Raw genomic sequence first — 17350 nt, forward strand, 5'->3', positions numbered from 1 at the left:
GCATTTGCTCAGGATGCGAACATTTGCTTGGAATGATGTTCACTATATAGGCGTATGAGTGTCTACACCGATCAACGAGGCGGGCCAGCGCTTGTATTATTTAAACCATGCCAAAATTACGAGAACAACTAGACCTGCATTTGCTGCGGGTATTGCAGTCGCTGCTCAAGGAGCACAGCGTCTCGCGTACGGCTATCCGCTTGGGCATGTCCCAGCCAGCCGTTAGCAATGCCCTGCGGCGCTTGCGCGAAATCACGGGCGATCCGATTTTGTTGCGCGGTAAAAAGGGAATGGTGCCTACCGAGCGCGGCCCCTTTTTGCTGGCACATGCCACGGAAGCCCTGCAAGCGATCGAGCGAATTTCTGCTACCGCGGAACCCATGGATCCCAGTCAGTCTACCCGGGTTTTCAACCTGGGAGCACCGGACTATCTGGACGGGGCCTTTATCCCGGATATTGCGGAGCGGGTGCGTCGTCAGGCGCCCCAGGCCCGCTTGGTGGTTCATACCATCAATCCCGATCTGGACTACGTGCAGGCCCTGGAGGAGGGCGAGCTGGATGTGGTGATCGGCAACTGGCTGGAGCCGCCGGAAAAGCTGCACCTGGCGCGTCTGTTTGATGACGAGGTGGTCTGTATGCTGGGCCGCCATCACCCGCTCGCGCAGCGCGGGTTGTCTTTGCAGCACTATCTGGAAATGCCCCATCTGGCTCCGTCTGCCCACGTGACCGACAAGCGCGGCTTTATTGACGGCTGCCTGGCCGAGCAGGGCATCAGCCGTCAGGTACAGATGGTGGTGCCGTATTTCGGCCTGGTGCCCGGTATTTTGAGCCGCACGGACATGGTATTTACCACTAACCGTCAGTTTGCCGAGTACTATGCCCGCATTCTGCCAATTACCGTGTTGCCTTGTCCGGTTCATTTTCCGCTGATGCGTTTTTACCAGCTGTGGCATCCGCGCACGCATAATGCGGCAGAACTGCTGTGGTTCCGGCGTTGCATTGCCCAGGCCGCAGGCAGGTTGGATGGATTATCAGAGGGAACTCCATGAGCTTGAGTATTGATTTGAACTGCGACATGGGCGAGAGCTTTGGCCCCTGGGTCATGGGCCATGACGAGCAGGTGATTCCGTGGGTGACGTCGGTAAATATCGCCTGTGGCTTTCATGCCGGAGATCCGGGCACCATGCGTCAGACGGTGGCCCTGGCCCTAAAGCATGGCGTGAAACTGGGCGCACATCCCGGCCTGCCGGATCTGGCTGGTTTTGGTCGCCGGGTGATGGCGGTTACCCCCGAGCAGGTGTATGACATGGTGGTGGTGCAGGTGGGAGCCCTGGCTGCCGTTGCACGCACCCAGGGTGCTGCTTTGCATCACGTCAAGGCACATGGGGCTCTTTACAATATGGCCGCCCGTGATGGGGCCTTGGCAAAAGCCATTGCCCAAGCTGTGGCCGATATTGATCGCAGCCTGATTCTGTATGCGCTGGCAGGCAGTGTGCAAGTGCAGGCCGGTCGTGAGGCGGGTTTGACGGTGGCTCAAGAGGTGTTTGCCGATCGCAGCTATCAGGACGATGGCAGCCTGACCCCTCGTCAGCAAGCTGGCGCCATGATTACCGATGCCGATCAGTCCGTGCAGCAAGTGATGCAGATGATAGAGCAAGGCACCGTTACCAGTCTGTCGGGTAAAACGGTGCCTTTGTCTGCCGATACCTTGTGCCTGCATGGGGATCAGGCGGGGGCGGCCGAATTTGCGCAGCGTTTGCATCAAGCCTTCGAGCAAAGCGGCGTGCGCGTTCAAGCTGTCTGATTACTCCTTGTGTTCAGGCAGGTTGCGGCGCGCGGTATCAGTGCTGGCCAGTTCTTCCAGCTCCTTGGTACTCATGGTGTTGTACATTTCCAGCGATGCGCCTTTCAGACTGGCTACGGGAGTTTCCCCGCGTTTGGCGGACAAGGCTGCACCGGCAGCTTTTTGTTGGGCTTGAGATAAAGCAGGCATGAAGCACCTCCGTTAAAGAAAAGTGGTCACGCCTTTAGTGTGCCAAATGAAAAAGACGGCAAAGCAAGCAAATGTGAGGCTTGTTTGCCGTCTTGAACAGACGCCGGGGGGATAGCCGGATCAGGACACTTTTCGTTTCTGAATCAGATATATAGCCATACCAAAAACCAGACCCCAGAAGGCGCTGCCGATATTGAGCAGACTCATGCCTGACGCGGTGGTCAGAAAGGTGACCAGGGCGGCGTCACGGGTGTCTGGGGCTTCAAGCGCCATGTGAATGCTATTGCCTATGGTGCCCAGCAAGGCCAGACCGGCAATGGCAGCAATCAACTCGGTTGGGAAGGCGGCAAACAGGCTGACCACGGTGGCACCAAAGATACCGGCGGCAAAATAGAAAATCCCGGCCCAGACACTGGCGCGATAGCGCTGACGCGGGTCTGCATCCACTTCCGGAGTCATGCACAGGGCGGCACTAATGGCGGCCAGGTTGTAGGCATAGCCACCGAAGGGGCCAAAGATCAGGCCCACAATCCCGGTCCAGCTAATGACGGTGGAGTTGGGCGCATCGTAGTTATGCGCCTTCAATACAGCCACGCCCGGAATGTTCTGCGAGCTCATGGTGACGATGAAAAAGGGAATGCCGACACCAATGAGTGCCGTCCAGGAAAACTCGGGCCAGACCAGCACCGGCGTGGCGGGTGTCCAGCTCAGAATTTCCATTTTCAGCAAACCTTGCATGGCAGCAATCGTGACACCGGCCACCAGTGCCAGCGGCACGGCGTAGCGGGGCGACCATTGGCGCACCACCAGGAACACAATGAACATGCTCAGGCACAGCAGCCATTGAGTCTGCATGGCACCAAACAGGTCCAGGCCAAAGCGCAGCAAGATGCCGCCCAGCATGGCACCGGCAATGCTACGCGGCATGTACTGCATCAACTTCTGAAAGCTGCCGCTAAGACCACAAATAGTGGTCAGCAAGGATGAAAACAGGAAAATGCCCACGGCCTGGGACATGGGCAGGCCCACCAGACCTGTGGCCAGCAGCGCTGCGCCAGGTGTGGACCAGGCAGTCAGAATTGGAATCTTGTAGCGCAGCGACAGACCTGCCGACAACAGGCCCAGACCAATACCCAAAGACCACATCCAGGAGCCGAGCTCGGCGGTGTTGGCACCGGCCGCTTGAGCGGCCTGAAAAACAATGGCAGCAGAACTTGTGTAGCCCACCAGCACGGCAATCAGCCCCGCCGACATGTGAGAAATCTGGAACCAACTCAATAAGCGCTGCAGATATCCGGGGCGGGACAGGTGTGTGGAAGACATGGATGCGTGTGGTGAGGGTAGTAGGGACTTAAGAAGAATGGGTTTGGCTCAAGTAACGGCTGGGGGTTTCGCCCAAAATAGATTTGAAAACGGTAATAAAGGCACTGATAGAGGTGTAACCCAGTTCCCTGGCTGTACTCTTTACGGACATTCCCGAACCCAGTTTTTGCAGGGCCAGCATAATCATGAATTGTTGCCGCCAGCGCCCGAAGCTCATCCCTGTGTGTTTTAGCATATGTCGGGCCAGGGTGCGCTCACTCATGGCCAGTTCTTTTGCCCAGTCAGCCATCGTAGGGCGCGAGTCGGGCTGTTGCAGCATATGTTGCGCAATCGTTTGCAGAACTTTGTCCTCGGGCACCGGCACATGCAGCTGACGGGTGGGCATTTGATTCAAGGTTTCCAGCAGCACCAGTGCCAGGCGATGTGTCTGGCTGCCCGGCTCGTAATGGGGATTCAGATCACTTAAATGAATGATCATCTCGCGCACCATGGGGCTCAGGTCCAGGGTGCTGCAGTGATCGGGCAGTTCATCCAGACCGGGCTGTATGTACAGGAAATGAATCAGGGCCTGATCGTCGGCGCGGGCACGGTGACGGATACCCACCGGCACCCAGACGGCGCACAGCGGCGGCACCATCCAGTAGCCCTGGTCGGTTTGCAGGGTGACGGAGCCATATTGCGTCATGATCAGCTGTCCATTGGGATGGGTATGCAATGGATTTTCAGTATTGCTGCCCATCGCCATCTTGATGCTGAAAATAGGCCCGCCTTGCGGATTGGAGCTAAAACTCATGCTTTGTCTGGTTTGAGGTATAAGTTGTCATAATATCCTGTTTGCGTCGGCATCGAAACAGGATAGAGTAGGGTTTTCACCTACTGGCTACATTTCATGTCCCTCTCTCGACTCTCCTGGCTCTCTCACCCCTTACTGGTGTTGATTGGTGTCTTGCTGATTGCCGGCAATCTGCGAGCCCCGATCACGGGTATCGCCCCCTTGCTGGAGCTGATCCAGGCAGATCTGTCTCTGTCGTCCACGCAGGCTGGCTTGCTGACCGCCATGCCCTTGTTCATTTTTGCGGTGATCTCCCTGCTGGCCGCCTCCATGGCGCGGGTGGTGGGCTTGTCCCGTTCCCTGTTTATTGCTTCCGTACTGATTGCGGTAGGTGTGGTGGTACGTATCCTGGGCGGCACGATAGAGCTGTTTGCCGGTATCGGTTTGTTGGCTGTCGGGATTGCCTTGGGTAATGTGCTGTTGCCTTCTCTGGTGAAACGCCATTTCCCCATGCGTATCAGTTTTGTAACGTCGCTGTACGTTTTGTTCATGGGTCTGGTCGCGGCGTTCAACTCCGCGATGGCGGTCCCTATGGCGGAGTGGACAGGCCAAAGCTGGCGCTGGTCGTCCTTGATGGTGGTCGGTGTGATGGCATTGGCTAGCGTAGTTGTCTGGGCTACCCAGTTGGGAGCGGATCGACGTGCGGCACAAAATGCACCTGCTGGCGCGGCGACCAGCTCCTCGGTGTGGCGTTTACCCCTGGCCTGGCATATCACCCTGTATATGGGTTTGAACTCGGTGGCTTACTACATGATTGCCAGCTGGTTGCCGGTGATGTTGGTGAACTATGGCTTCGAGCCGGATCATGCGGGCCAGATTCATGGTTTGATGCAGTTGGCTACCGCCGTACCGGCCTTGCTGCTGATGCCCGTGTTGAGCCGTGTGCACGACCAGCGTGCGGTGGCCTTGGCGGGTGCCTTGCTGCAGACCCTGACCTTTTTGGGTTTTCTGGTCTTGCCGTCCTGGTCCTTGTTGTGGGCGGTGCTGTTTGGCTTTGGTAGTGGCAGCGTTTTCCTGATTGCCTTGGCCTTGATTGGGGTACGTTCTACGTCTACCTCGCAGGCGGCGTCCCTGTCGGGTATGGCACAGTGCATGGGCTATTTGCTGGCCGCGTTTGGGCCTCCCGCCATGGGCGGTTTGCATGACCTGTTCAATAGCTGGGGCTGGGCCTTGGGCTTGTGCATTCTGGTCAGCTTTGGAATGGGCTACGCCGGTTGGTTGGCGGCTCGCCCCGCAGCAGCAAGCAAAGCCTGAGCTGAATTGCTGAAAGCCAGGTAGTCGGACCTTCGAGAGAGGGCCAAACGAAAGCGGCCTGTAATTGAAATACCCTTAGGGGCATCCACTTACAGGCCGTTTTGTTTTTTTGGGTTACTGGCAGAGTTCAGTTTTGCAAAGGCTATTCCTGTGTTCAGCGTCTGTCGCCTACGACAAAATTGCCTGCTCCGAGTCACCCGTTCTGAGGTCTGACTATTCTTTAATGCGCAGCGAAATGGTGTGCAAGGCCAGGCCACCCAAGGCCAGCAAGGCACCTACCCAGGCGGTCGAAGTCCAGCCCCAGCCAGCGGCAATCGTCAAACCACCCAACCATGCACCTAGCGCATTGGCCATATTGAAAGCCGAGTGATTCAGCGCAGCCGCCAGCGTCTGTGCATCACCCGCCACATCCATCAAGCGAATCTGCAAAGCGGGGCCCAAGGCCACCAGGGTGCCGATCAGCATAATGTTCAAGGGGCCAAGAATAGGGTGGTGGGCCGTGATCATGAACAGCAAGAGCACGCCGGTAGCCCAGATCAGAACCAGGCGAATGCTGCGATCCAGGTAGCGGTCCGCATAGCGGGCGCCCAGCAAATTGCCCAGCACCATGCCAACGCCAAACAAGGCCAGCACGACAGGGATGGCGCTGACCGACAGGCCCGCCAGTTCCATCAAGGTGGATTTTACGTAGCTGAACACCGAAAACATGCCACCAAAACCAATTGCGCCTATGCCCAGCGTCAACCAGACTTGCTTGCGCTTCAGGGCCCCCAGTTCGCGCAAGGGGCTGGCCAGCGTATTGGCGGGGATGAAGGGCACAAAGCGCAGTACCAGTCCCATGGTCAGCAAGGCGATCAGGCTGACGAAAGTAAAGGCCGCCTGCCAGCTCAGCCATTGTCCCAAGGTGGTAGCAATGGGTACGCCCAGTAAGGTAGCGACTGTCAGACCCAGCATGACGTAGGCCACGGCCTGTGCGCGGCGATGCGGCGGCACCAGACGAGCGGCTACCAGGGCGGCAACACCAAAGTAGGTGCCATGCGGAAAGCCGGCCAGAAAGCGGGTGATCAATACGGTTTCATAGCTGGGGGCGATCACGGTCAGGAAATTGCCCACGGCATACGCGCCCATCAAGGCAATCAACAGACGGCGCCAGGGCCAGCGTGCGCCCAGCACGGCCAGTACCGGAGCGCCGATCACCACGCCTAAAGCGTAAGCGCTGATCAAGTGGCCCGCGGTGGGAATATCGATACCCAGATCCTGGGCGACATCGGGTAGCAAACCCATGATGACAAATTCGCCGGTGCCGATGGAAAAACCACCCACAGCCAAGGCCAGAATGGCCAGTAAAACTTGGCGGGAGGATAAGGAAGAGTGTGAAGAAGACAAGATAAACGCCTGAGAATCAAGAAGGGCAGTGTGCCCAACCCGTAAGAGGCCTTATTGTCGCGCAGTCATGGGGCAAGGCTCAAGATTTCTAAGGACGCAATAGGGTCATGTAACTGTAGGGAATTGAAGGTTTTTTTAAGTTTTTAATTTTTATTACGTCCTAGCACAAAATAATTTATCAAGCTATAGCGTCAGCCCTAAACAACGTATGCAGATTTTTTTTAGTTTTTTATATAGAATCTCGGTATTGGGTGTTTTGTATCCAATCATTTTCCTGTGGTAGCTTTCCCCTGATTTTGCAAGAAATCGGGGGTTTTTTTTATTCTGATTATTTTGGATTTCAATCATTAGTGCATTGAAAGTCCAATGCCAAAGCGGCTTGCCAGCTTGATGGGTGGCCCTGTCGGGCGACGTGTAGTTGCAGAAATAATTCATGAATGGGCCGGTGCTGCTTAGCACCTGGCCCATTATTTTTGGCTCGTTTTTATCCAGTTTTAATTTGTTTTTATTTAATCCTGATTCCGCTTTTTTGATTATGTCCGGTCATATTTAAAATGGAATTCTACCCTTATAAATAATGGATCTTTGCAGAGCAGTTTGGTAGGTTAAGGAAGTTGCTTTGCAAGTTCCATGTGATTTTGTCCGGCTTAATAAAAGAATCATTTTTGCCGATTTGCATATTGTTTGTGATATTGCAAATATAAGAGTTATTTATATCTCATTATCATATATCTGCTGATTAAAGCTGATCTTAAAACTCGAACTCAATTGAGTTTCGAGCTAATAGGGATAAATAGGATTGAACTGCCCAGGCAAAATAGACAGCTCAAACTGATTGTGTTGATGCTTGGGTTTGCTGCTATGCAGATGGCGCTTTGTTTCAGAGATTGATCGCTTAATTGCCTGTCTGTTGGGGTAGAAATATCCTTTGATTTGATTCGGGTGTTTAGCGTGGTTAAACGCATTCAAGGTGTTGACCTGATTAAAATTTATTTTTAATTGCAGTTTGTGTCCGAATTTTTACATGATGGGAAGTGGGGAAATGAGAAGCTCATCTGTTGGGGTTGAACGACGGGTGTGCTTTGATCTCTGACCGCCTGGTGATCAGTTTCTCTGCTTTGTTTGCTGGCTGGCCTAGGCAGTTGGCTGCGTTAGAATCACTTAGGCAGCACCGCAAAGGAGGTGGTCATGAAAGTTGCATTGGGCCAGATGGCCGTATCCAAAGACTCGCAGGAAAACCTGAGCGCTTGCCTGGGTTTGATTGAACAAGCCTTGCGCTCCGGCGCGCAGTTACTGGTTTTGCCTGAAGGTGTGCTGGCCAGAAATGTGGCCGACCCTGAAGTGGTCCTGAAATCCGCACAAGCCCTGGATGGGGAGTTTGTCAGCCGACTGAGCGCTGCCACCCGTGATACTGATTTAACCGTGGTGTTCTGCATTCATACCCCGGCCGGAGAAGGCAAGGTTTGGAACACCTTGGTGGTGCTGCGCGATGGCCAGGTTCTGGCGCATTACAACAAGCTTCATTTGTACGATGCCTTCTCGGTACAAGAATCACGCTATGTACAGCCAGGTACAGAAATCCCCGCCTTGATTGATGTGGCCGGTTTCAAAGTAGGTTTGATGACTTGCTACGACCTGCGCTTTCCTGAGCTGGCCCGACGCTTGTGCGTGGATGGGGCGCAAGTCTTGCTGGCGCCGTCGGCCTGGCTGAAAGGACCCTTGAAGGAACACCACTGGCGTGTGCTGACGACGGCTCGCGCTTTGGAAAATACGGCCTATATGGTGGCCGTCGGTGAATGTGGTGAACGCAATATTGGCCAAAGTCTGGTGGTGGATCCCTTGGGTGTGATCGTGGCCCAGGCGGCAGAAACTCCCACTTTACTGTTGGTTGATCTGGATCGGGAGCGTTTGGCGTATGCCCGCCGCATTTTGCCCGTACTGGAAAACCGTCGCTTTGCTCCGCCCGAACTGGGCTGATCTAGCGGGGTTCAGCCTGCTTTTCTGAATGTCAGATTGACCCGGCCTGTGCCCCATAGCGGATGGGCCGGGCCCTCCAGTCTGCGTACCCCATGGAAATTCAATCTGGATGGCCCCCACCAGACCAGCACATCACCATCGCGCAGTCGCAGGGTACGCACCGGGTCGCTGCGTTTTGCGCCGCCCCATAAAAACAAGGCCTCACGTCCCAGGGAGACCGAGACAATCGGGTGCTGCAAGTTGCGCTCGTTTCTGTCCTGATGCAAGGACATATGGGCTTGCTCGTCGTAGTAATTGATCAGACAGGTATCGGGTTGCAAAGGGCCCTGGCCCGACTCCTGGGCAATGTGCGCTATCAAGTCCTTGAATACAGCAGGCATGGCGGGCCAGGCCAAACCGCTTTGCGGGTCCGTGGGGCTGTAACGGTAGCCGTGTTCGTCCGATATCCATCCCAGATCACCACAACTGCTTTGTGCGGCCGACATACGATGCCCTGAGGGAACCTGCATATGCCGCCAAGGAGCGCTATGCACCAGTTCTTGAACCGCCTGTGCCAAGCTGGCGGCATAGGGCAGGGCCAGCCCCGGAAGGGCGATCAGGCCGGTATTCAGAGTCAGGACCTTGCCGGGAACGGGATCAAAGAGGGAGAGCGTGGACATGCGCGATAGGGCGAATAAATCAGGGACCAGAGTATAGTAATCGGGATTGTATTTTTGCGACTTCCCAGTAGAGGTGTCTATGGTCGAGCTGCTTATTCCACAACGTCAACACAGTATTGGTGCATTTGAAGTGGGGCGCGTTCTGCCCTTTCGCCAACGACGTATGGTGGGGCCTTTTATCTTCTTTGATCGTATGGGGCCACAAGAGCTGACGGCACCTGTAGGGACAGAAAACGATGTGCTGCCACACCCGCATATCGGCCTGTCTACCGTTACCTATTTGTTTGAAGGTGCCATGACACACCGCGACAGCCTGGGGGTGGAGCAAGAGATTACGCCCGGCGCCTTGAACTGGATGACCGCTGGTTCAGGCATCAGCCATTCCGAGCGCTTTGAGCCCATGCGTACCCAAGGAGGCCGTATGGATGGCATTCAGGCCTGGGTGGCTTTGCCGGAACACAGGGAAGAGCAGAACCCGGATTTCGTGCATTACGAAGCCGAACAACTGCCTTTGATTCAGGACACGGGCCTGGAAGGTCGCCTGATAGCCGGATCGGCGCTGGGCCTGTGCAGTCCTGCCAGTGTGGCCTCACCCTTGTTCTATATGGAACTACGCGTACAAGCGGGCCAGTCTGTCCCCTTGCCAACCGGCCATGAAGAGCGCGCCATTTATATCTGTACGGGCGGGTTGGAGGTAGGCGGTCAACGCTATCGAGCCGGTCAGATGCTGGTCTTCGCGAAAGGCGACAGCCCTCGCATCCTTGCCGAGCAAAACAGTCATTTGATGCTGCTGGGCGGCGAGCCTTTGGGACCACGCCATATCTGGTGGAACTTTGTGTCCTCGCGCAAGGACCGTATCGAGCAGGCGAAGGACGATTGGCTCAATGGCCGCATCAGCCTGCCACCACTGGACGATGAGCAGTTTATCCCTTTACCTGCGGTGTAATGCTCTTTACGTCGATGGTGGAGGTGCTTGACCTTGCACGTGGACCGTGACCTCATGGTGAATCGGAGTGTTGATGGAGCGGGCAATAAAGCAGTATTCACCTACGCGATCGTGAAGCGATTTGGACAAGGCAAGGTCACTGTCCGGTGTGATCGTGACGAAGGGGCGCAAGGTAACACTCTCGAATTGCCCAGCCCCGTTGGCCTCTTCAATCATGATGCCGGTAGGGTGGTCTTCATAGGCCGTGACCACAATGCCGGCTTCTGCCGCTATTCCCAGGTACCAAAGCATATGACACTGAGCAATCGATGCCAGGAAAAGCTGCTCTGGGTTCCAGCGGGCTGGGTCGCCTCGAAAGGCAGGGTCTGAGGAGGCAGCAATGGTCTCCAGGCCAACTGCCATCACGTCGTGGTTACGTGAGTAGGAGCGAAGGGTGCGGGTGCCGCTTCCGGTGTTGCCGGTCCAACTGATCAACAGTTCATAGTGGTGCGTTTTCATGGCTCTGCTCAGGCAAAGTGGCAAGGAGCAAAAAGAGTAGCAGCGGGGGCGCCAAATTGTACAAACAAAAAAAAGCCCTGGAAAGAATCCAGGGCTTTGAAGGCTTGCTCATCAGGCTGGTGGATTTGCCTGTATCCGCTCTATGAGCAGACTGGTTTTTTGATTGATGAGCAAGCCGGGCAAACGGAATAATACCGCTTGCGCAGAATGTTTAGGAGGCCAATTGTACGGACTGGCGCCAAGCGAAACAAACAAGACCAGTTTGATAGCAGGGCTATTGCAAATTGGCTTATAAGCATTGATTGGCGCTGCTTATCCATCAATCACGGGCAGGAATGTTCAAGCCGCGTTGTACTGCCGGGCGGGCCTGAAACTGGGCCAGAACACGGGCCACATTCTTGAACTGCTCGTACTCCACCAGCTCGCCTGCGCCATAAAAACCGATCAGGTTGGCAATCCAGGGGAACAGGGCAATATCGGCGATGGAGTAGCTGTTGCCCACCATCCAGTCCTTGCCGTCCAGATGCTTGTCGATCACGCCCAGCAGGCGCTTGGATTCGTTGACATAGCGGTCGCGGGGGCGCTTGTCTTCAAAGTCCTTGCCAGCAAATTTGTGGAAGAAGCCCAGCTGACCAAACATGGGGCCTACGCCACCCATCTGGAACATCAGCCATTGCAGGGTTTCATAGCGTTGGGCCGGGTCTGCGGAGAGCAACTGGCCGGTTTTTTCTGCCAGGTAGATCAGGATGGCACCGGACTCGAACAAGGCCAGCGGCTTATTGCCGGGGCCATTGGGGTCCAGAATTGCCGGGATCTTGTTGTTGCTGCTGAGCGAAATAAATTCCGGGCTGAGCTGATCGTTGCGCTCAAAGCTGACCAGATGCGGCTCGTAAGGCAGGCCAATTTCTTCCAGCATGATGGATACCTTGACGCCGTTGGGAGTAGGCAAGGAATACAGTTGCAGGCGTTCGGGGTGCTGGGCCGGCCATTTGCCGGTGATGGGGAATGCGGAGAGATCGATTGTCATGACGTCCTTCACAATGGGGTGTAGAGGAAGTCTTGATAGTAGCAAGCTGTACGGTGACATACCGCCGCAGCCCGCTGCCTGGTAAGGTATTTGTTCCACTTAGCGGCTGCGCGGGCGCAAGGGGTCCAGCAAGGATTTCAGGCCGTTGTGATCCAGCTCGTGCATCAGGGCCAGCAATTGACCCAGTCTCCCGGAAGGAAAGCCTTCGCGGGCAAACCAGTTCAGATAATGCCCCGGCAGGTCGGCCAGCAAGCGACCTTTGTATTTGCCGTAAGGCATGGTGGTATTTAGCAGGGCAAGCAGGTCGTCGCTGGATTCAAGCATGGGGGCTTAACGCAGATGTTCGGCAAAAAAGGCTAGTGTACGTTCCTGGGCCAGTTTGTAGGACGCTTCGTGGAAATCGGGGCGATGATCGCAGCCAAAACCATGCCCAGCAGGTTCGTACACGTAAATGGCCACATCCTTTTGCGCGTCTTTAATCGTCTGAATGGCGCTGGCAGGAATGGAGTGATCCTGGGCACCAAAATGCATTTGAACCGGAATCCTAGGCTGTTCCTGGGCGTTCTGGGCAATTTGCGAACCATACCAGCAACTGGCGGCTTTCAGGCCTTGCAAGCGGCAGGCGGCCAGCCAGCTCAAGGAGCCACCCCAGCAATAGCCGACAATACCAATCTTGCGTGAACCCAAGGCGTCCACGCAGGCCTGGATATCCAGCAGGGTCTCATCCTGGGCAATGCCGTTGCGCAGTGCCAGACCTGCTTGCACATCCTCGGCGGTATAGCCCAGCTCTACATTTTTCTCTTGCCGGTCGAACAGGGCGGGAGACAGGACACGGTAGCCTTGCTCGGCAAAGCGTTCGCAGGTGTTGCGTATGTGTTGATTGACACCAAAAATTTCCTGCAACACGATCAAGCCGCGTTCGGCCTGTTCATCGCCTGCGGCATAGGCTTCGAAACGGTGCTGGTCTGCGCTGGTCAAGCTAAGCGTACTCATGGCGTGTCCTTTAGCTGTAAAACAATAATTCTCTCTTATAACAGTCGCCCGTACTGGGAGGCCAGCCTCAGGACGTTTACAATCCACCCAGAACGGCGGGGGTGTCTAGCTCTCGCCCAAGCCCCTCCTACTTCAATGGAATAATGATGCGTGACGTGCTAATGGACAGTCTGTTCTGGACGATTGTGATGCCCTGGTTCTTGTTTTTAGGGCTATTTCTTGTTCCCAAGAAACCTTCCTGGTTGCGAAACTACGCCTTTCCCGGTGTGTTTATTGCAGTAGGTTTGGGTCTGGTGGCTGGGGTGGCAGTCGGTGTGGGCATTTTCAGCATCGTGCTGGGCCTGATCGCCTTTGTCGTGTGCTACGAAAAGCCGAAAGCCAGCGCCTGAGTTAGGAGCAAACGTTTGATGAAAAACCATCGCGGCGTGCTGCCTGCGATGGTTTTTTTTGTCGCCGGGCCGCCCCAAGGCTCGGCGCCCCTAGCGAATCCTAGCGGCATACAAGCCGCGAGGTGGAGCGCAAGCCGAAAGCGTAGCGTGGGGTTTTTTTTGTGCTTCAGCCGTCTACCGGCTTGGCAGGCGTATCCAGCGTCAGCAAGTAGAAGGCGACATCCAGCCAGCGGCCAAATTTGAACCCCACTTCCTTGAAGGTGCCCGCATGGGTGAAGCCCAGGCTTTGATGCAGATGGATACTGCCCGCATTGCTGGCATCAATACAGCCTACCAGGGTATGCACATTGGCCAGACGGGCACGCGTGATCAGCTCTTGCATCAGAATCTTGCCCAGCCCTTTGCCGCGGTGCTCCGGGTGCACATAGACACTGTGTTCCATGGTGTATTTGTAGGCGGGAAAGGCGCGGAAGGTGCCCCAACTGGCAAAGCCCATCAAGGTTCCTGCATCGTCAATGACGCCGACCACGGGAAAGCCGTTGGCGCGTTTGGTGGCAAACCAGCTCACCATGGCTTCGGGCGGGCGTGGCACATAGTCGTATAGCGCGGTGGAGTTCACGATGGCGTCGTTCAGAATTGCCAAAATAGCGGCTGCATGCTGCTCTTCATTGCAGTCTATAAAACGCAAGCCGCTTTCGCTGTCTTTCATTGATCCTTTCCTGTCAGGGGGAAGACCAGGGCTTCGTCGCCAGTCGCGACGAGGTACTTGGCGGTCCGGGTGTATGGATTGCTACAGCTCAAGAGCGCTCGCTCTGGCCTATCGTGTGGCGTATTTTATTCCACTCTATTGGGTTTCTCATGGGAAATTCCCATTAAGAAAATGCCGTGATTCCCCCTGGTTTGAAGCCCTGGGTTCTGGCATCCAGACCCGTGCTTCAGGAAAAGAAAAACGCGCAGCGTGGGCTGCGCGTTTTTTGCACTCTTGCTGTCCAGGTCAAGGCGGATCTGCTTGCCTAAGCATCCATGTCCAGCAATCAATCGTAGCGAGCGGCGATATTGCGTTCGCCAATGGCCAGACCCGTGGTCATCCCCAAGCCCGTGTGCATGACCGTCACTTGCGTACTGCCATCTGCCTGCAAGACAGAAAATGGAGCCGGGCCCTTTGCACCGTATACCCCTTGCCAGCGTTGCAGCACCTGCACCGGGCAACCCAGCACGGTTTCTGCCAGAGCCAGCAAGTACTGGTCTGTTTCTTCCTGGTTGAAGGGGCTGGCTTGCTGGCCGTAGTCGTGCGAGTCACCAATAATCAGATCCCCGTCCGGGGTGGGGCTAATCAGCAAATGAATGCCTTGATCCAGCAGGACGCCATGACGTTGCTGTACTTGCTCGCGCAGTGTGTCTGCCAGAGGCAGATCGCTAAAGGCACCATAGTGCAGGCAGGACAAACCTGTCAGCAAAGGTCGGTCCAAGGCCCAGCCTGCGTCCTGTGCACGCACTTTCAGCATTTGCAGACGTGTCACCGACGGTTTGACGGTATCGAGCAGTTCGCGATGCAGGCTGTTGTAGTCGTGACCGGGGCACACAAAAATGCTGTTGGCGGTGAAGTTGCCCACGCTGCTGTGTACCTGCCCCTCTTGGGCATAGTGCACATGCGCTTGGGTATACACATCCACGCCCATGGCTTGCAGGCTGCTGGTAATGGCGGGCAGGGCGTCGCGCGAGTAGATCTGCAAATCATCCAGACCTTGCAGCGCGCCGTGGTGATGCCCCAGACGGCCTTCAAATAGTGTCGCCAGTTCCTTGCCGCTGAGCATCTGGCAGGCCACGCCTTCGTCCTTGGCTCGGCCTTGGGCAAAGTCTTCCAGCAGTTCCAGTTCCAGATGATTGCGTGCAAGGACCAGCGAACCGTTGCTGCGCACATGAAAGCCCGCTTGTGCCGCCAGATCCAGCCACAGACCTCGGCTTTGGCGTGCCAGTTCCATCATTATGCCCGGCGCCTGACCGGTCACCAGTACCTGACCGAAATTACGTATGGTGGCGCCTTGGGCCTGGTGGCTGCGCTCGAGCACAGCCACGCTAAGCTTGCGGCGGGCAGCCGCCCAGGCATGTGCCATGCCCAGGATGCCGCCCCCCACCACGATGACATCGTAGTGTTGTGTGCTCATTACTTCTTGGCTTCCGATTTACCGTCGTAACGTTTGGTCCACTCTTCGATGATGCGCTCGCGGTTTTCAGCGGCCCAGACGAAGTTGTTGTCAATCAGACGCTGGTTCAGGTCTGCTGGCAGGTGCGGGTTGGCCGTGGCGATAGAAGGGATGGCCAGCACGGCAAAGTTGGTCTTGTACAAGTGGTTGGCTTCTTCGCTGGCGGAAAAGTCAGCCAGTTTCTGCGCGGCTTCCAGGTTCTTGGTGCCTTTCATGATGGCAGCGGCTTCAATTTCCCAGCCCAGGCCTTCTTTGGGAAACACCAGTTCCAGCGGAGCGCCTTCTTCTTTCAGGCGAGCGCCACGGTAGTCAAAGGACACGCCAATCGTGTATTCGCCAGCGGCAGCCATATTGCAAGGCTTGGAGCCGGAGTGGGTGTAGGCACCGATGTTCTTGTGCAGGCCGTCCATGAAGGCCCAGCCTTTTTCTTCACCAAACAGTTGCAGCCAGGCGCTCACGTCCAGAAAGCCGGTGCCCGAAGAAGCGGGATTGGGCATGACGATCTTGCCAGCGTACTCGGGCTTGGTCAGATCTTCCCAGGACGTGGGCATGGGCAGCTTGTTCTTTTCCAGCTCAACGGTGTTCACGCACAGGGCGGCGGCAAAACCGTCCATGCCAACCCAGCTGGGTGGGTTGTTTTGATCGCGCATTTTTGCGTCGATCTTGTCCAGACCCTGCGGGGCGTAAGGCTGCAGCATGTTCTGGCTGGCCATCAAGCCCAGCGAGGAGCCGGCCAGACCCCAGACAGCGTCAGCCTTGGGGTTGTTCTTTTCAGCCAGCAGTTTGGCGGTAATGATGCCAGTGGAGTCACGTACCCACTGGATCTTGATATCGGGGTTCTTTTTCTCGAAAGCAGCCTGGTAAGCCTTGAGCTGATCGGCTTCCAGAGCGGTGTAGACGGTCAAGGTCGTAGCGGCTTGAGCCAGGGAAGCGGCGCCCATCAAAGCGGCAGCCAAGGAGCTCAGAACAATGGTTTTCATGGAGAAGTGTCCTTGTGACAGCAAAAGGGGGGTGGGGTTAGAGAGAGTCGCCAGGGCATTCGCCCTGGGCCATCCGCTCGGTGATTTGTTCAACCACGGCAGGCAGTTGGGCAACGGTGTCGATCAGGTAATGCGGTTGGGCGTTGGCGAAGGTGGCCGCGGCGCGATCACGCAGGGTTTGGCGGCTTTCTTCGTCCAGAGCCAGAAATTCCAGTTCGGTCAGTCCGGCGGCATTGCCCGACAGCAGCAAACCTACCGTCCACATACCAGCATTGCGGCCTTCTTCAATGCCGACCGGGGTGTCGTCAATCTTCACGCAGGCACCGACATTCCTGATTTCCAGGCGAATGACGTTTTCCAGGGCCATGGCAGGCCAGGGGCGCGCTTGCGGGACTTCGTCAAAGGCGACGTGGTAGTCCACCAGTACTTGTTGGCGGTGGGCGTGTTGCAGCAGGTTGTCCAGGACCAGACGCGGGTAGCCGGAGCAGGAACCAATTTTCAGGCCTTGGCGGCGTGCCCAGGACAAGGTTTCGCGGGCACCGGGAATGGCGGCGGAGAACTCGCCCACGCGTTCGTTCTGCATGGGCAGGAAGGTGTTGTAGATACGGTCTACATCGCTGTCATCGGGTTCGCGCTCATGCAGAGCCACAAACTGGGCGTGCACTTCAGGCAACTCCAGCATGGCCTTGATGTGATCCCATTTACCGATGCCCATCGCGCTGCGGGCCTGGTCCAGGTTCAGATTCAGATCAAAGCACTTGAAGGCCTCAACCAGAATCTGGGTGGGAGCAAAGGATCCAAAATCCACCAGTGTGCCGGCCCAGTCAAAAATCAGGGCTTCAAGGCGTGGAGTCTGGTGATTTGGCATATCAAGCGATGTATTCGCGCA

19 protein-coding genes are annotated in these 17350 nt (G+C 56.1%); 6 read left to right on the forward strand and 13 right to left on the reverse strand.

Annotated features, from left to right (window positions below):
- Window positions 1-107: 107 nt before the first annotated feature.
- Window positions 108-1049 (forward strand): LysR family transcriptional regulator, encoded by a 942-nt coding sequence (locus tag U2949_RS03175; RefSeq protein WP_042481505.1) that lies wholly within the window; start codon window positions 108-110, stop codon window positions 1047-1049.
- Window positions 1046-1804, forward strand: coding sequence for a LamB/YcsF family protein (locus U2949_RS03180; RefSeq protein ID WP_026483473.1), 759 nt, complete (start codon window positions 1046-1048; stop codon window positions 1802-1804). Before U2949_RS03175 ends, U2949_RS03180 begins: the two co-directional genes overlap by 4 nt.
- On the opposite strand, the gene U2949_RS03185 is transcribed toward U2949_RS03180, so the two are convergent.
- The 3 genes from U2949_RS03185 to U2949_RS03195 all read right to left on the reverse strand — a co-directional run bounded on the left by U2949_RS03185 (window position 1805) and on the right by U2949_RS03195 (window position 4109).
- Window positions 1805-1993, reverse strand: coding sequence for a DUF3008 family protein (locus U2949_RS03185; protein WP_009458869.1), 189 nt, complete (start codon window positions 1991-1993; stop codon window positions 1805-1807). It abuts the gene before it with no gap.
- A 120-nt stretch (window positions 1994-2113) separates the two neighbouring features.
- The gene (locus U2949_RS03190) at window positions 2114-3316 is read right to left on the reverse strand and encodes a benzoate/H(+) symporter BenE family transporter (protein ID WP_051316261.1); all 1203 of its coding nucleotides are present in this window, start codon (window positions 3314-3316) and stop codon (window positions 2114-2116) included.
- Window positions 3317-3344: 28 nt separating this feature from the next.
- On the reverse strand, window positions 3345-4109 hold the full coding sequence (locus tag U2949_RS03195) for an AraC family transcriptional regulator (RefSeq protein WP_009458871.1): 765 nt from the start codon (window positions 4107-4109) through the stop codon (window positions 3345-3347).
- 96 nt (window positions 4110-4205) lie between these two features.
- Here U2949_RS03195 and U2949_RS03200 point away from each other — a divergent pair, with 96 nt between their 5' ends.
- Window positions 4206-5402 carry an MFS transporter gene (locus tag U2949_RS03200; protein WP_257722710.1) on the forward strand — a complete coding sequence of 399 codons (1197 nt, stop codon included), beginning with the start codon at window positions 4206-4208 and terminating at the stop codon, window positions 5400-5402.
- Between the two features lie 213 nt (window positions 5403-5615).
- Here U2949_RS03200 and U2949_RS03205 read toward each other — a convergent pair whose 3' ends face one another.
- Window positions 5616-6788: an MFS transporter gene (locus U2949_RS03205; protein ID WP_051316259.1), complete on the reverse strand. Its 1173-nt coding sequence runs from the start codon at window positions 6786-6788 to the stop codon at window positions 5616-5618.
- A gap of 1188 nt (window positions 6789-7976) precedes the next feature.
- Between U2949_RS03205 and U2949_RS03210 the strand changes: the two genes are divergently transcribed.
- On the forward strand, window positions 7977-8765 hold the full coding sequence (locus U2949_RS03210) for a deaminated glutathione amidase (protein ID WP_026483468.1): 789 nt from the start codon (window positions 7977-7979) through the stop codon (window positions 8763-8765).
- Window positions 8766-8776: 11 nt separating this feature from the next.
- Here the strand turns inward: U2949_RS03210 and U2949_RS03215 are convergent, their stop codons facing one another.
- On the reverse strand, window positions 8777-9424 hold the full coding sequence (locus U2949_RS03215) for an alpha-ketoglutarate-dependent dioxygenase AlkB (RefSeq protein WP_321286114.1): 648 nt from the start codon (window positions 9422-9424) through the stop codon (window positions 8777-8779).
- A gap of 79 nt (window positions 9425-9503) precedes the next feature.
- Between U2949_RS03215 and U2949_RS03220 the strand changes: the two genes are divergently transcribed.
- Window positions 9504-10370 (forward strand): pirin family protein, encoded by an 867-nt coding sequence (locus U2949_RS03220; RefSeq protein WP_321286118.1) that lies wholly within the window; start codon window positions 9504-9506, stop codon window positions 10368-10370.
- A gap of 6 nt (window positions 10371-10376) precedes the next feature.
- On the opposite strand, the gene U2949_RS03225 is transcribed toward U2949_RS03220, so the two are convergent.
- The 4 genes from U2949_RS03225 to U2949_RS03240 all read right to left on the reverse strand — a co-directional run bounded on the left by U2949_RS03225 (window position 10377) and on the right by U2949_RS03240 (window position 12888).
- Window positions 10377-10868: an OsmC family protein gene (locus U2949_RS03225; protein ID WP_321286120.1), complete on the reverse strand. Its 492-nt coding sequence runs from the start codon at window positions 10866-10868 to the stop codon at window positions 10377-10379.
- Window positions 10869-11187: 319 nt separating this feature from the next.
- Window positions 11188-11895 (reverse strand): glutathione binding-like protein, encoded by a 708-nt coding sequence (locus U2949_RS03230; protein WP_009458889.1) that lies wholly within the window; start codon window positions 11893-11895, stop codon window positions 11188-11190.
- 99 nt (window positions 11896-11994) lie between these two features.
- Window positions 11995-12219, reverse strand: a complete 225-nt coding sequence (locus tag U2949_RS03235) for a DUF3820 family protein (protein WP_003799391.1) — start codon at window positions 12217-12219, stop codon at window positions 11995-11997.
- Between the two features lie 6 nt (window positions 12220-12225).
- Complete coding sequence (locus tag U2949_RS03240; protein WP_026483463.1) at window positions 12226-12888, reverse strand: dienelactone hydrolase family protein; 663 nt, start codon at window positions 12886-12888, stop codon at window positions 12226-12228.
- Between the two features lie 146 nt (window positions 12889-13034).
- Here U2949_RS03240 and U2949_RS03245 point away from each other — a divergent pair, with 146 nt between their 5' ends.
- On the forward strand, window positions 13035-13277 hold the full coding sequence (locus U2949_RS03245; protein ID WP_321286123.1) for a hypothetical protein: 243 nt from the start codon (window positions 13035-13037) through the stop codon (window positions 13275-13277).
- Between the two features lie 166 nt (window positions 13278-13443).
- Here the strand turns inward: U2949_RS03245 and U2949_RS03250 are convergent, their stop codons facing one another.
- The 4 genes from U2949_RS03250 to phnX all read right to left on the reverse strand — a co-directional run bounded on the left by U2949_RS03250 (window position 13444) and on the right by phnX (window position 17329).
- Window positions 13444-13986, reverse strand: a complete 543-nt coding sequence (locus U2949_RS03250; protein ID WP_321286125.1) for a GNAT family N-acetyltransferase — start codon at window positions 13984-13986, stop codon at window positions 13444-13446.
- Window positions 13987-14311: 325 nt separating this feature from the next.
- Window positions 14312-15442: a TIGR03364 family FAD-dependent oxidoreductase gene (locus U2949_RS03255; RefSeq protein ID WP_257722704.1), complete on the reverse strand. Its 1131-nt coding sequence runs from the start codon at window positions 15440-15442 to the stop codon at window positions 14312-14314.
- Window positions 15442-16461, reverse strand: a complete 1020-nt coding sequence (locus U2949_RS03260; RefSeq protein ID WP_009458898.1) for a putative 2-aminoethylphosphonate ABC transporter substrate-binding protein — start codon at window positions 16459-16461, stop codon at window positions 15442-15444. The genes U2949_RS03255 and U2949_RS03260 overlap by 1 nt, the downstream gene beginning before the upstream one ends.
- Window positions 16462-16498: 37 nt before the next feature.
- Window positions 16499-17329, reverse strand: a complete 831-nt coding sequence (gene phnX, locus U2949_RS03265) for a phosphonoacetaldehyde hydrolase (RefSeq protein ID WP_035274674.1) — start codon at window positions 17327-17329, stop codon at window positions 16499-16501.
- Window positions 17330-17350: the final 21 nt, after the last annotated feature.

It is taken from the genome of Alcaligenes phenolicus (genome assembly GCF_032063905.1).
GTDB lineage: Bacteria > Pseudomonadota > Gammaproteobacteria > Burkholderiales > Burkholderiaceae_B > Alcaligenes > Alcaligenes phenolicus.